Origin of the sequence: Bradyrhizobium diazoefficiens USDA 110 (genome assembly GCF_000011365.1) — a bacterium.
Lineage (GTDB): Bacteria > Pseudomonadota > Alphaproteobacteria > Rhizobiales > Xanthobacteraceae > Bradyrhizobium > Bradyrhizobium diazoefficiens.
Genome location: NC_004463.1, coordinates 2057841 through 2072703, shown reverse-complemented (window position 1 = coordinate 2072703; position 14863 = coordinate 2057841). Strand labels below are relative to the sequence as shown.

Sequence of the window (14863 nt, the reverse complement as noted above, 5' to 3'; positions counted from 1 at the left end):
GCATCGCACCTAGCACTACTTTGGCAGAATGTGTTTTGGCCGCTGCTTTTCAAGGATTTGCTTTCGGCAATATGGGCATTGCTGAGGCGGCGGCCGAAGGATGGAGATCGACGATGGCGTGGCGTACGGCGGGCATGGTTGGTTGAGGCGGAGGCCCGTTGATTCTTTTTTTTCCGCCCCGCGTATGCGAGGCGACGATGTTGCAGGAAGGCGTAGGCAATCATTGTCATAAGGGCGTGGCGATGAAGACCTTGCCATGATCGCCCTTCGAAGTGATCAAGTCCAAGCTCCTCCTTCAACTGTTGATGCGCCTGCTCACAAATCCACCGTGCCTTGATGGTGGCGGCCAGCGTGCGCAGATCCGTCGTCGCCGGAAGATTGGCGAGATAGTATTTCCTCTCCCCGGAGGCACGTTGCTCGCCAATGAGCCAGGCTTCGTCGCCTGGGAGATGCTGCTGACCTTTATCCCATATCCGCTGCGGAGGGCCGTCGGCGGTGCGGACACGGAGAGCAGCAAATCGGGCTTTGAGCCGACCTTTCGTCCCGCTACGCCAACTCACGGTTTTCCATTTGGCGCTGGCCAGCATTTGTTCTGCCGCAATCGATAAGATATCGGGCACGTGGTGCTTTCGTGGTTTGCCACGGACTTTGGTGATCGGCCAAATGAGCTTCACATCGACGGGATACACTTTCTGGTGCCGAGGGATACCGACCGCCCAGGCCAGCCCGCGCTCTGTTAGCCCTTGTCGAAACGGTGCGCTGAGGCCGTATCCTGCATCCGCCAGCACACATCCAAAGCGCATGTTGGCTGCCATCGCGCGGTCAATCTCGGCCAAAGCGATCTCCGGCTTGGACCGTGGCGTTCGGTGTTCGACTGGCACGCGAGCGCGCTTCAAACGGGGCATGTCGCTTGTCCAGCTGTCAGGCAGAAAGAGACGTAACGCGACCATCACTGGCACTTCGCCGCGCGCAAGCGTTAAAGACACCAGCGTTTGGCAATTTGCAGTTTTACCGAGAGCCGATGCGTATTGCGCCGCAACACCGACCGATCGCTCACCCTTCTTCGGCAGTGAGGTGTCATCAATAACCAGCACCGCATCCCTGCCGCCGACAAGTCGGTCCGCCTGATTGAGCAGTTCTGTCTCCAGCGGCGTCGCGTCCCAGACACCGTCCGCAATGAAATGGTGCAACTGGTCGTAGTTGCTCGTGGCAAGGCGTTCCGCCATCGGCTGAACGCTCTTGCGATCGCCAGGACCGATCAATCCCGCAACATACAGAGGACACATCCGCTGCCGGGTCTTATGACCCAGCCGGTCCAAGAACGGCATCAGCCAGCGTTCGAGTTCGTCTTCCCATCCCGGCATGGTCAGCCCTCCAAGAGCCGACCACCCATGAATCATTGAAAAATTGATTCGGGAATCCTATAAAACGCGGCAAAATCAACAATCTGTTCGCGGTAGGGACACCCATCACTGGGCGCCCCCCGCGCAGATCCCGGCGAGCCCAATTAAGGCACCGGGCTCCTACCTCGGGTGTTTGACGGCGAAGCGCAGCTTCGGCCATGGATGAAGGATGCGAGCCTTGGGAAGCCAGTCGTCGGTGATCTGCGTTATGCGATCCCAGGTCAGACAGGTCCGCTGACTGCGCCGCCGAAGCGTACGCCTCCAGAGATCGGTCAGGTAGAACCGAAACGCATTGAGCGCTCGGCCATTCGTCGGAACAGCAAAGTACGCAAAGTGGCCGGTCAAGACCTGCCTCAGCCATCTCCCCTGTGCAGGGATCGGCCAGTGCATTCGGCGCCTCAGCTCCTCCTTGATTTCGCGGAGTTTGGTTCGCATGCGGTCGCCACGGGTCTTCCGTTGAAGCTGGAAGCGCCCTCGGCGTGATTTGCCGCAGATAAACGTGAACCCCATGAACGCAAAGGTTTCCGGCTTTCCGAGTCCGCGCTGCTTGCGTTGAGCCGCCGCATGGCGACCAAACTCAATCAGGCGGGTCTTGGCCGGATGGAGCGTCAGCTCGAACTCCTCCAGTCTCGCGCGCATCGCGTCAAGGAAACGACGTGCGTCATCCTCGCGCTCAAAGCCGACTACTACATCGTCCGCGTAACGCACGATGATCATGCCGCCGGAGACCTCGCGCTGTCGCCAGCGTTTGGCCCACAGGTCGAGAGCGTAGTGCAGGTAGATGTTGCCAAGGAGCGGTGAAATCACCGAACCTTGACCCGTTCCCCTGTCATCAGCGGTTACGACGCCGTCTTCGAGAATACCCGCCTTCAGCCATTTCTGAATGAGGCGGATGATGCGCTTGTCGCCGATCCTATGTTCCAAGAAGCGAACCAGCCAAGGTTGACTGACTGCGCCAAAGAAATTTTGGATGTCGGCGTCAATGATCCAGTTCACCTGCCGCGTCTCGATCGCTGTGCAGAGCGCGTCCAACGCATCATGTGGTCCTCTGCCGGGCCGAAACCCGTAGGAAAAGCCACAGAAGTCTCCTTCGTAGATGGCGTTGAGCACGATGACGGTGGCCCCCTGGACGATTTTGTCTTCGAGAGCCGCGATCGCTAACGGACGCTGCTTGCCGTCTGCTTTTGGTATGTACGTCCGGCGAGACGGTTGCGGGCGGTACGTTCCTCGTTGGACCCGTTTGTGCAGATCGGCGAGCCGGGGCTCGAGATCTTCCTCGTAGTCCTGCCACGTCATGCCATCCACTCCGGGAGCAGCCCTACGCCTGAGCGCAAAGAACGCCGCCCGCAGTGTATCGACATTGATGTGGTGAAAGAGCGCGGTGAACCGGTCCTTCTTCCTCAGCCTTGCGGCTGTCCGTACGCGGTCCAGCGACTGGGTCATGCGAGCCCGGCCCTGTGTCCGGTGCATGCGCTGCTGTTCCGCGTTTCCCTTGGTCCCCGGCCTTGGCTCCGCCCACTCCGCCGCCAGTAATCCAGCTTTGTTCGTCGGCTTCTCAGCTACTATGCCAGAGTCAGACTTCTCCGTGTCATGCATCAGCGGCTACGGCTCCTCGCCTTCCCGCTGCGGACCACCTCCTCCGAGGAGGAAGATGGCCGACCCGGAGATATCCCGGTTCCCGTACAAGGAGCTTCCATGCATGCCAGGGTCTACGACCACGCCGGGTTGGACGGGTGCTCGCAATTGCGCACTCATCCATGTTGCCTTCCGCTCTTTGGACAGCGTCGGCTCCCGAGATAACACTGTTTCGCGGCTCAATGGCTGGCCTGCATGCTCCCCTACCGACGCTTCGCCGACACCCTCGCGGACGCCTGCGCACGGCTCGGGGCCGATGTGGTTCGCTACACCTTCATCGCAATGGACTTTCACCATCTCCTCCTTGCCGGTCTCCCGGCGCACCCAAAGTAGTGCTAGGGTCCAGACTCAATTGAGCCAATATGCGACGAGAGCGGCGAGATGAACAGCGGCCAAAAAATTACGGGCGAGCTTGTCATATCGCGTGGCGATGCGCCGGAAGTCCTTGAGCCTGCAAAAGCAGCGTTCGATGACATTTCGTCCTTTGTAGGCGCGTTTGTTGAAGCGATGGATGACGACACGGTTAGATTTATTGGGGATTACGGGCTTGGCGCCACGACGAATGATTGCGCCGCGAAGCTTGTCGCCATCATACCCTTGGCGAGGAGCACGCTCATGGGTGGCGCGAGCGCCAGGACATCGGGAGCCGCAGCGATATCGGCATCCTGGCCTGGAGTCAGATGCAGGACGACCGGCCGGCAGAGCGGATCGCTCAGCGCATGGATTTTTGTCGTGCGGCCTCCGCGCGAGCGGCCGATTGCTTGATTGTGCTCCCCCCTTTTCCGCCGGAGGCACACCGGTGAGCTTTAATCGAGGTCGAGTCGAGCGACAGTACGACGCCGTCTTCGCCAGGCTTGGCCAGCGCTTCGAAGATTGCGCACCATCGTCCTCGCTTGGCCCAGCGATTGAAGCGATTGTAGATCGTCGTGTAAGGGCCGTATTCACGTGGACAATCACGCCATCGTGCACCCGATTGCAGCATGTGAATGATGCCGCTGACGGTGCGTCGGTCGTCGTCCCGATCCGGCCCCGTCAGTCCCCTCGGCAGATGCGGTTCGATACGCGCCCATTGCCTGTCGTTCAGCCAAAACAAACCAGCGCGCATTCTCTCGCCCCCGAATCAACACGTAGGCAAGAGAATCACGTGGCGCTATTTAGGTACAGACCCTAGTGCGCGCAAGCGCTCGTCAGCCCAGATGGCAATTGATGAGGGCGCGCCGCCTGTGTTCGATGGGACGGACCAGATGGTCGATCGCCGACGCCTAAGCTATGAAGAGCTGCCTGCCAGTTGTCCGCTAATGGCCCGCAACCCGACGCGTCCACACGATTATCAAGCGACGGCAGGCACTGCACTTTTCAATTCGGCTCGCTCCACGGCCAGCGGGCGGTGCTCGACGACATGGAATGGCTGGGCGACGAGCATATCGGGCGAATTACGCCCTCCTGTTACAGGAGTTGAAGAGGGACATTCCGGATCTGGCGGCCCGGACTCGTTCGTGGAGTTCGTGACAACCCATGTGCTGCGCTACACTATCCTTCCGCTTTCATTATTATTCCCGAGCAGGCAACCGCCCATAATGCCATTTGTTGCATTAGCAGCCCAGTTGTTCGCAAACAAATCATCGACATCCTTGCTCGGGAGCCCCCCACCGGGATTCGCCGCTTGTTGAACAAAGGCTTGCGCCAGCGAGTGCCGAAACGCAGAGATGCTTTCCGCATCCATGGGCGAGATCTCGCAGACCAAAGCTTTACTGTCGGCATCCATTAAGACCTGTGGACCAAAAGCAGTACCGCTCGGGTTTGACGCCATAATCAACGTGAAGCTAATTTTGACCCCGGCCGAGGTCGTAAAACTATGAGATGCCAAAGAAACTAGCCTCTGCATCAGCATCGAACCGACAGGCGCCTCCGCACGGAGAGCCGGACCATTCTGCCGGAACGATCCTGCAGGAGCGAACGACGCCACTCGAGGCCCTTTGTCTGCTCTCCTCTTTAGAACGTCTTCGTCGGGATAATTTGACGGCTCGTCACTGCTCAGCGTCATCGATCGATAGCGCAGACGCGAGGGCGCTGGAAGAATCACAGGAGCCAATACAGCGTTGCACGGTGCACCCGCATTAGCCCCATTGAAGCTGAACAGATCCGCACCCCGCTCAAAGAGCTCCCCTCGTATGGGCTGGTTGTCACTGAAAAGATGGAGGGCTTGGCATTCCGACTGAAAATTATCAACAAGTAGGATGGAAGAAACAATCAGCATCCCGGCACAATCACTCCGATAGCCGGAGCGTTTTGCCATGGCTCCGCGGTTGCTCACCACCAGCAAAAGCAAGGCCGCAAGCACGCTCACGAAGTACAAAAACACCAGCCTAGTACCCGGAATCAGAGCTGAGTGATACGGCGGCCTTTGAAACGGCGTTGACGGACCTTTTTCTTGGTCCAGACGAAGGGCTCGGCTCTGTCGTTGTATGCGTTGACGTAGGCATCGATGTGTTCCTGAAGCTGCTTGAGGCTCGTGAAGGAGGTGCCGCTGAGCGACTGCCCCTGCAAGATGGAAAACCATACTTCGACCTGATTGAGCCATGACGCACTTGTCGGCGTGAAATGAAATTGCACGTTGGGGTGGGCCTTGAGCCAGTCCTCGTTCTTTTTATGGGTGTTGAGGTTGTCGAGGATGACGTGAAGCTTGCGGTTCGGAAAAGTCGCGGTGACGCTGTTCATGAAATCGAGAAACTCGACGCGGCGCCGGCGTTTTGAATGGGTCGCGATGATCTTTCCGGTGGCGACTTCGAGCGCCGCAAACAATGTTGTGGTGCCATGCCGCTTGTAATCGTGGCTTTGGCCGGTTAAGGCGCGGCCATTGGGCAACTTCAGATAACCCTGCGCTCGCTCCAAAGCCTGGATCGAGGGCTTCTCGTCCACGCACAGCACAATGGCCTTCGCCGGCGGCGCGACATAGAGGCCGACAACATCGGCGGCTTTGGCCGTAAAGTTCGGGTCGTTGCTCTCGCACCAGGACTTGCGAGCCACCAGGTCAATCTTGTGGCTGCGCAGGAACCGCCAGACATATTGGACATCGACATCGCCCAGCGCCTCGGCCAGCAGGGGGCCGGTCCAGCGCGCAAACCCTTGCGGTGGCGGCTTATCCAGCAGCTTCAGAATCCGCTTGTCGGTCGTCTTCGTATAGATCGGCTGCTTGCCAGGCCGCGGCTTGTCTTGCAGCCCTTCAAGGCCATGGTCGGCATAGCGATGCCGCCAAAGGCTGACAATCCGCGGCTGGACCCCAACTTCCTTGGCGATCGACCGGGTGCTGCGCCCATCCGCCGCCAACAGAACTATCCGCGCCCGCTTCAAATCGCGCTGCAACGTCACCGGTGAGCGACAGCACGCCTCAAGCACCTTGCGATCTTTCCTCGAAAGGTGGACTTCTCTTGCTTCGGGTATCATCCCGACCTTGAATCACGACTCACGTTCCAAGAAAAGTGGGTACTAGTGAACTCAATCGATACGGCCCTCATCAGAAGTTCCTTCACCCCGATGTTATGGGGCATCACATGCTAACCGATGTCCGCCCTGCACTGAGCCCTGATGCCACATTCATGCCAAAGGCCCCTGTTGTTTGCGGACGCTTGTCACTTGCGTTCGCCAAACGACGTCCGGGTATAAACCCCTTGCTGAGCAGATCGACAATCTCGATGTCCTAAGAACAAATGGCCGTCGGCATCACGTCTGATAAGTCCGACCGCTGAGGGCGGAGACGCCAAGCCAACGCGACCTTATTGCTTGAAGCCTAGTTTCATGTTGCCTCAGAGTAAGCTGACGACCACGGCGCTCGTGGCGACACGCGAGAAGGCAACCTTCAGCACCCCCCCTGGAAAAGCGATCCGAGATGTTCGTCCGCGAACCAAGCAAGGGACGTGTCGATGAAAATCGCAGCTGCTCTGCGTCTTCTACGAATGTTTGTAGCGTCGGAAGTCAGACATTGTTTCAGAGCTGACAATCGACTCTGTTAAAGTTCTGACAACACGCTGCGCAAGAAGGGGTGGCATCCCGGTCCATAGTCCAAATATTGTCATCAGAACTTTAGCGATGATCAGAGCTACAGCTGTGATGCAACGGGCAGCGTGACCGTTTCCGTATATGGTAAGAACGACCGGAGCGCAGGGGACTGCGCTCCCATTTTCATGGGGCATCTTTTTCCAAGGCACCACGTCAGGAGTGTATTGTCGCTCTGTCAGTGGCGAGAACACTTCCGCTGGTTCTGGCGACAGCGACGTTCGGCGCCGGTGCGCTCGTATCCATAACCGACGCTACATTGAACGCGCGCCGAACCAGACGGCCGCAGACCGCAGCATTTCTCACCTGAGCGTAGGCACGGATCGCACAGCTGTCCCTGTGCTGCGGTCTATGGTGGCAAAGAAAGAAGGAGCAGACTGCAATCAATCCTACCGGGACGCGACATTTCCCCTCCTCATTTAAGGACAGCGGCAGTCCATCTACCATCTGTGAAATCAATCGTCCGCTCGACCGCGAGCCCCCCGGCTCCCTTGTGCGGAGAGCTCGCTCTATTTTTCGACATCGGGTATTCGACAATACCTGACACTACCGGAGCGCCGTCGCTTCCGTCGCGCGGCACAAGGGCTCGATCCTGCACGCCGACTTTCCTATACGGTGCTATTGCAAAGTGGCGGCCGTGTCTCAGAGGTTCTGGCGCTCACAGCTGCTGCTGTTGAACTGAAAAGCGGAAGCGTAGCGCTTCTGACCCTCAAGCGTCGAAAGAGTGACGTGGTACGACAAATTTCCCTACCGCTGAAACCCGGCCGAGGCGCGAATGGAGTTTCCGGAGTTGGCTGAGGTGTGGGCCACGATCTTTCCTGCCGTAGAGAAGGCGGCGGAGGAAGCGGAGCGAAAGTTGCGCGATTTCGTCGCTCAAGTCGGGTAGTAGAAATTTGCGGCGCTCACGCGCCGCCGAATTTTCAGACCGGGATGCCGAGCTTCTTCGCCTTGTCGCCCAGATTGTCCTGAATTCCCGCGCCCGGGACATGCATCACGCCAATCGGCAGCTCGTTGAGCATCGATTTCCGTTGTCAGGGTTGCAACGGCGTCAGTCGATGCCTCCGCGTCAGCCCTTCCAGCGATCTCTCCAGGTCGTCCCGACGCATCAGGACGGCGGCGTCCGTATCATTTACGGTTCGGTCGAGCTCTTGAGTTCGTGTTCGTAGCGCTCTGGACACAGCCGGGTCGGTGGCAATCAGCGGGAACACCTGACCCTGCGACCGGGCGATATCCTGACAGGCCATATTGAAGGCCCCTTCGGCTGAAGCGCGGCGATTCTTCGCGGCCTCCATTCCCGCGGCAGCTTCCTCGCAGCGAGCGCTCGCCGACTGGAACGCGCCAGCAGCAGCGGATTTCGCCTCCCACGCCTTGGCGAGGGTTTCGTGGGCCGTTCGACGACCTTCGTTAATCCGGGTCCGGTGACTCGCGGTCGCCCCACCGTCAAGAAGTTCAGCTCAGGCGAACGCTTCTCTACCAGTCGACGTTGTTTGGGTTGGGCCGCGCTCTGCGTCGATTTGCGACCGTGAATGCTCAAACGAGATGGCCGCGACCGCGCCGTCCGGCTCCGTTGCAGCGTCATTTCGAGCTCACCAGCCCGCTCACGCAGTGCACCGTACTTTTGCGCAACCGCTGAAAGTCTGTCGGCGCAGCCCACCGGGGCGGCGTCAATATGCCGTTTGGTTGTAGTTCCCGTTTCCCTTAAGCTTGCGCATAGTCGAGGAAATGCTGGAGGCGCGTGGCACTGTTGACCTATGAAGCCGTGCGCCAGTGGGGACCGAAATTCGGCAAGGCGTTCTCCGATCGGTCCGCGAGCGCGCTCCCGCTCGCGGTGACAAATGGCATCTGGACGAGATCGTTATCTCGATCGCGGGCGAACAACATTAGCTCTGGCGCGCTGTCGACCAGAATGGCTTCGTTCTCGACGTCTTGATCCAGCGCGGAAGAGACTCGCGCGCTGCGCAGCGGCTCAGGAAGAAGCTCTTGAAATCCGCCGGCACGCCGCCGCGCGTGATGATCACGGACAAGCTTCGTTCGTACGGCGCTGCGAGGGCAAAGACGGGCCTTTGGGTCGAACATCGCCAGCACAAAGTTCTCAACAATCGGGCCGAGAATTCTCATCAGCCGACGCGACGACGCGAGCGGATCATGATGCGTTTCAACTCCTCCAGGCCCACCGATTTCTGTCAGTTCACGATCAGGTCTCGAACCTTTTCCACATCCCCTATCCCGGAGCCCTGACTGCCGACTTCCGTCGTGCTTGGCACGAGCGAGCCTTTGCGACTTGGCGCGAGATCTCCATGACAAGCGCTATCGCCGAATCTCGAACCTTTGAGAAGCGCCTCCTTCAGCTCAGCGGTCGGTTAAGTTGACGATGCCGTCGCTCGACATTCAGTATGGCACAGGGATTGCAGTGATGAAAAAGCGCTCCGGAAGCTGAGCACGGCGAGCCGGTGCCGGGCGATGGATCTATTCTGAGTCGTTACGGAACATGACCATCAGCGGGCAGAACCCAGGTGCAGCCGGTCGATATCAGGAATCTGGTGATCGGCCACGTCTTCTTTATGTCGTGCCACGTAACTCTGACAGGTAGACAGAAAATTTGGAACCCACATTATGCCGGCGGAGTCGGATATCAAATGTGCGAATGCAAACATTCGAACAAGCACCGTCTGGACAATTGTGCTCGGCTTTGCCGCCGATCCATTGATGCGGTGGAGTTGGCCTGACGCAGGCCAATATCTTCGGAGCATGCCTCGGTTCGTTAACGCCTCTGGTGGACCAGCATTCGAGCACGGCACAGCATACGTCACGGAAGGGATCCGCGCCGCAGCCCTGTGGCTGCCGCCTGGCGTGCAGCAAGACGAGTCCGCGTTAGACGAAATAATGGCGCTGTCCCTGAACCCGGCGATCACCGAAGATATGGCGCTCCTGCGGCAGGAAATGGCCGAACATCATCCGTCCGAGCCGCATTGGTACCTGCCTCTCATCGCGGCCGATCCGAACTGGGTCGGACAAGGACTTGGCACATTGTTGATGAAATACGCTCTTCAACGATGCGATGAGCAGGGCATTACCGCCTATCTGGAAAGCTCGAATCCCGATCACATCCCCTTTTATCAAAGCCACGGCTTCGAGGTCATTGGCAAAATACAACATGGTTCTTCGCCGCCGCTCACGCCAATGTTGCGAGCAGCCAAATAAAGCGAAATTCAAAGCCTGTGTTCGCATTGGCTCACGAGGGCCACCTTTCAGCACTGCTTACGTATTGTCTGCGGCGGCGCTGATTATTTCGCCAGCAAGTATTGGGGCGACTCGGGCTCGCGGCGATGCTCCATGATGTCGGGAAGCTACCATTCCGCTGACGCTGTTCGACAAGCCGGGCCGTCTAAATGAGGAAGACAGCAGACTGATCGAGACACATCTGGTCGACGGCTTCGGAAGACTCTGGATGGCGTTAAGTTAACGAATTGGAGCCGCCGAGGGGGTGGTGACGACCAGCACGCCGACCGCCCGGACCCCTCTTTATCGCCGCCATCGCTTCCCACCGGAAGTAATCAGCTATGCCGCTTGGTTGTATTTCCGGCTTCCTCTCAAGCTTGCGCATGGTCGAGGACGTGCTGAAGTGCTGGCGGCGCGTGGCATTGGCGTGACCTATGAAATCGTGCGCCAGTAAGACGAAAACTTCGGCAATGCGTTCTCCGATGGATCCGCTCGCGCGCTCCCGCTCGTTCAAACGACTGAGAGCATGCACTTGACCGACCGCGACAATCGCGATGATCAAAGCCGGTTGTTGACGCGTCGATTTCGCTCGCCCGAGGACGAGTACGAAGCAAAGGCGGCGCGCGGTCACGACAGAATTCCGGCGGAGCATTCCGCAGCCCGGTAGAAGGCCCGGGCATCCCGTCTTACAAGGAATCGGCAATGAGGCTGCGCGCCGACCATTTCATGCTGCCGCACACCGTGCGATCTTCACGGCGGTAGATGCGTGCTGCCTCAACGGGCCGCGCCTCAGCCTCCTCGCTCGAGCGCCAATCGGCAATCGTCAGCTCAAAGATGATGTCGATTGCAGGATCCATCTTGAGGCAGCGCCACAGAGCAACGAAGAATATCCCCGCGGGACTGTTGGGAAGTCTTATTGTTCTAGGCCGCGCTCTGCGAGCAGCCGGTGCATGACCTCGCCTTTGATCTCGCCTGCGATTTGGTTTCGGACTTGGGCTCCGAGCACCCGCTCGGCATCGACGTCGCCCACCAGACCATGTTCGGCCAGTCGCTGATCCAGACGGCTTTGGAACTCTTCGCCCATGGCTTCGACGAGCCGGTCTTGCATCGCTGCATGTTCGTCTGGAGCGATGCGCCTCAGCACCGTCTCCCAGGGTTGCCAGCGGCTTGCCATGAAGTCGGTGAACTGGCTTGCTTCCCGCTCCCGGACCAGGTCGAGCGCCTCCGTCGCATCATCCTCGCTTACGTGAGAGACCGCCAGGAAGCGCATGTCAGGGGCGACGTGACTGAGCTCCAGCGGCTCGCGCAGCCGATGTTGATAGGCCAGGTAGACTTCGATGTCGTCTACGTTCGGGTTGCCGCTGGCGAGCGAGTTGATCCTGTCGCGCGCGATCTCGTCCAACGCCTCCAAGCGGAAGGCGACACGGCCGCGCTGGATCAGATCGCCAAGCCGATCGTCATATACCCCGTCCTCGACGTCAGCGTTGAGGCGCGCGGTCTGCATACCATTCCAGTGCAAGGTGACACGATCCTCGCAGCTCGCGTTGGCCTCGGACGCCTGCGCAAAGAACTGCTCGCGCAATGTCGGATTGGCGGCCGCCTGCTGCAGATCATCAGCCACTGCCTGCCGAAACTCGTCATTGCCGTAGTTCACGGTCTCTCGTAGCCTCTCCAGGAACTGCGCGTAGTCCTGGGCGCCTGGCTCATCCGCAAAGTGCTGCCATTTGGCCAGCGTCGCCGGGTCGTCTGCGAGCCATTGCGCGGCAGCCTCATATAGAGATTGCTGCGCAAGCTGCGGTGGCGCTTCAGCCGTCGCCAGATTAGCGAGGACGTCGTCCGGCAGCGGGTTATCCCCGAACTCGAGGTTCTCCAAATGCGGGTAGCTGAGACTAAGATTCGGTACACGCCCCTCAAGAAGATCCTCAGGCAGGCTGGTCAGCCGGTTACCGCTGAGATTGAGCGATTGGAGGGTGCTCGGAAGGGGGGCGGGGAGGTCGGCCAATTGATTGCTGCTGACATCGAGTTCAATGAGCCCCGATGGGAGGTAGTCGGGGAGGTCGGTCAGCTGATTGCCACTAACCGCGAGCGAGGTGAGCCTGCTCGGGAGAGCGTCCGGCAGGCTAGTTAGTCGGTTGTCGCTTGCGTTCAGGATCTCGAGCCCAGCCGGAAGGTTGGCCGGCAGACTGGTCAAGCTGTTATCGGCCACCTCCAGCCGAGAGAGGGTCGCCGGAAGAGCGTCCGGCAAACTGATCAACCGGTTATGGCTAATGAGAAGATGCTGAAGACCGGGTGGGAAGCTAGCGGGCAGGCTGCTTAGCTCGTTGTGCCTGGCGCGCAGTTCCAGCAATCTTGGCGGCAGGGCGGCGGGCAAAGCGGTCAGGGAGAGGGAGGACAAATCCAGCGAGTGCGAGCCAGTGTTGTCCGCCCCCCTAATTCGTGCGCGTCCCTGTCGCCGATTCTCGGCTTCGCCCTGCCCCTCTTCGGCCGCCCAGTTGTCCAGCAACTGCGCGCGCGCGGAGGCCGGGGTCCGATATCCTGTCATGGCTTCGAGCAAATCCGCCACGGCTCGGCTGAAGCCGCTGAGGTAACTTTCCTGCTCCCCCTCTTCAGAAGCGGCCGAGGAAGAACCTGCACTCCACTGAGCCTGTCCTGTGTTCATCAATATCTCCATCGCCAAAACAAGAATACCCCCGCTCCTCAAGGTCGCGAAGCAGGCCGGGTGTCATGATCATTGTTCACACGAGCCCAAACGCGCAAATGGATCGATACTGCTGCGAGGCTTCCTGCCATTTCGTTGACCAGATAAGTCCCGGAGGGCCGTCAACGTGGCAGCGTTCTGCCCTTAGCAGGCCTACCTGTCGATAAGCTGACGAATGTCGCTGCAGAACCCCGGGTCGCCGGTTGCCAGCGGTGACCGAAGCAAGCCCGGTTTGAGGTTGAACCGGTCAAGCTTCGCAAAGACCAGCTTGGCCCCCATTGCCTTGGCATGGGCACCGCCAGCGCTTACGCGTTCGGAGCGTCTGCCACTCTTCGTTGCCACGTACTCGGTCGAAGGGTAAGCGGCAAGCTGCGGCCGTCAGGCGGCGTGGTTCCATGGCATAAGCGCGTCGATTTCGCCGCTCGGCCAGCCGTTGGCGATACGCTGAGGCGTTAGGCTGAGCCAGGCGCACGGATCGACGTTATTCATCTTTGCTGTCTGCAGCAGTGTTGCGATGGTTCGCCCAGGTTCGTCCGCCGCCGTCGCTACCGGCAAAGAGGCTATTCTTTCTCGTAATTGTTTGTGGTCAGATGGCGCGTTCAACGATGTTGGAGTCGAGCTCGATGCGAACCATCAGTCTGGAAGCGTTCGAAGATGGCACGGCGCGAGACGGCATAGCGGATTGCCTCAGCCAGTTTTGATTTTCCGGAAATCCGCCGCAATGTCTGCTGCCAGAGATCGAAGAGATCTGCGACGACCGCTGTGGAGGCTTGCTGGCGCGCGGCAACGCCTACGTCGGGGCTTTGACCGCGTATGGTCTTCTCGACCTGCCAGAGCTTCGCCATCCGCTCGACCGTCGCCGTTGCCACTTTCAAGCTTCCTGCAACATGCAGCTCATAGAACTTGCGCCGGCTGTGTGACCAGCAGCCAGCCAAGGTGACGCCATCTCTCTTGCGTGAACAACGGACGTATCCATTTCTTGATCTCTGGAAGCGACGCCGCCCACAACGCAAGCGTCTCCTCGATCGACGCTGCTGGCGTCCACGACCTCCGAATCATGGTGTCCATAGATTCAGACATCTCCTAAAAAGGCAACTGTAATGCTAGGATTACCCCTAGGACCTGCAGCGCTCGCGTCCGTCAAACAAGGCGGCCTCAATGGAGGGATACCTTCCATCAGCTGGATGGCTGGATCATCCGAAGGCTCTGGTCGCGCCGCGGAAGCGGTGGCGGAACGCAGCCTGGAAGGAATATCCGACCGCTGGCAAAGCGCATGGGGTCCTGCTGAACGCGCTGCGAGGCGCCTTCGATGGCGCGCAGCCGCGGCCAGCTTGCAACATAGATATCGTTCATCGCCGTCCGCCAGCGGAAGATGTAGTGACTGACGAAGAAACGCGTCATCACACCGACACGACCGCAACAAGAGCAATGCCGGCAAAAGTCGACAACTCGCTGTAGAACTGCTGGACCATCACTTGCGCCGATTTCGAAAGCGCGGCCTGGACAAGGTCATAGAATGGCCCATACCAGCTGTTGATGGCGACGCTGACCTGGACCTGAAAGTAGGAGGTGAACAGTATTAGCGCGGAGCCAAGAATCGACCACGTCGCCCAGGGGTGCGGCGCAACCAACATCCAGCCAGCCGCAAATATCGCGGCGCACGCGGCGAAATAGAGGTCGAACCAGAGAGCCGGCGCCGACGAGAACGTCGCCAACCCGACCTGCCTTTTGCGGCGCTTCGAACAGATTGCTCGCGAAGCCATACCAGACCAGCATCGTCAGTGCGGTCCAAACGATCGCCGAGAGAAAGAACAGCTTGGGTCGGGGGAAAAACGAGAGGTCCGAGCATCTGTGG

At 59.3% G+C, this 14863-nt stretch carries 6 protein-coding genes and 6 pseudogenes; 3 read left to right on the top strand and 9 right to left on the bottom strand.

Annotation, left to right across the window (positions count from 1 at the left end):
• Positions 1-49: 49 nt before the first annotated feature.
• The 5 genes and pseudogenes from BJA_RS09510 to BJA_RS09490 all read right to left on the bottom strand — a co-directional run bounded on the left by BJA_RS09510 (position 50) and on the right by BJA_RS09490 (position 6482).
• Positions 50-1400, bottom strand: a pseudogene (locus tag BJA_RS09510) (IS701-like element ISBj6 family transposase).
• A gap of 123 nt (positions 1401-1523) precedes the next feature.
• On the bottom strand, positions 1524-2999 hold the full coding sequence (gene ltrA, locus BJA_RS09505) for a group II intron reverse transcriptase/maturase (RefSeq protein WP_011084718.1): 1476 nt from the start codon (positions 2997-2999) through the stop codon (positions 1524-1526).
• 387 nt (positions 3000-3386) lie between these two features.
• Positions 3387-4165, bottom strand: a pseudogene (locus tag BJA_RS09500) (IS5-like element ISBj2 family transposase).
• A 398-nt stretch (positions 4166-4563) separates the two neighbouring features.
• On the bottom strand, positions 4564-5400 hold the full coding sequence (locus tag BJA_RS09495) for a hypothetical protein (protein WP_011084715.1): 837 nt from the start codon (positions 5398-5400) through the stop codon (positions 4564-4566).
• Positions 5401-5417: 17 nt separating this feature from the next.
• A complete protein-coding gene (locus tag BJA_RS09490) occupies positions 5418-6482 on the bottom strand; it encodes an IS630-like element ISRj1 family transposase (protein WP_011084514.1) in 1065 nt (354 codons plus the stop codon).
• A 2148-nt stretch (positions 6483-8630) separates the two neighbouring features.
• Between BJA_RS09490 and BJA_RS09485 the strand changes: the two are divergent.
• From BJA_RS09485 to BJA_RS09475, 3 genes and pseudogenes are all read left to right on the top strand, one after another.
• Positions 8631-9455: pseudogene (locus BJA_RS09485) on the top strand (IS6 family transposase).
• Between the two features lie 249 nt (positions 9456-9704).
• The gene (locus BJA_RS09480; protein ID WP_018648286.1) at positions 9705-10292 is read left to right on the top strand and encodes a GNAT family N-acetyltransferase; all 588 of its coding nucleotides are present in this window, start codon (positions 9705-9707) and stop codon (positions 10290-10292) included.
• Positions 10293-10578: 286 nt separating this feature from the next.
• Positions 10579-10826: pseudogene (locus BJA_RS09475) on the top strand (IS6 family transposase); the annotation flags it as partial.
• A 170-nt stretch (positions 10827-10996) separates the two neighbouring features.
• On the opposite strand, the gene BJA_RS42210 reads toward BJA_RS09475, so the two are convergent.
• The 4 genes and pseudogenes from BJA_RS42210 to BJA_RS09460 all read right to left on the bottom strand — a co-directional run bounded on the left by BJA_RS42210 (position 10997) and on the right by BJA_RS09460 (position 14642).
• A complete protein-coding gene (locus tag BJA_RS42210; RefSeq protein WP_018648285.1) occupies positions 10997-11167 on the bottom strand; it encodes a hypothetical protein in 171 nt (56 codons plus the stop codon).
• A gap of 56 nt (positions 11168-11223) precedes the next feature.
• Entirely contained in the window at positions 11224-12969 is a 1746-nt protein-coding gene (gene nopM, locus BJA_RS09470; RefSeq protein WP_026312873.1) for a T3SS effector NEL-type E3 ubiquitin ligase NopM, read from the bottom strand.
• A 417-nt stretch (positions 12970-13386) separates the two neighbouring features.
• Positions 13387-13958: pseudogene (locus tag BJA_RS09465) on the bottom strand (IS66 family transposase); the annotation flags it as partial.
• 226 nt (positions 13959-14184) lie between these two features.
• A pseudogene (locus tag BJA_RS09460) lies at positions 14185-14642 on the bottom strand (SbmA/BacA-like family transporter).
• Positions 14643-14863: the final 221 nt, after the last annotated feature.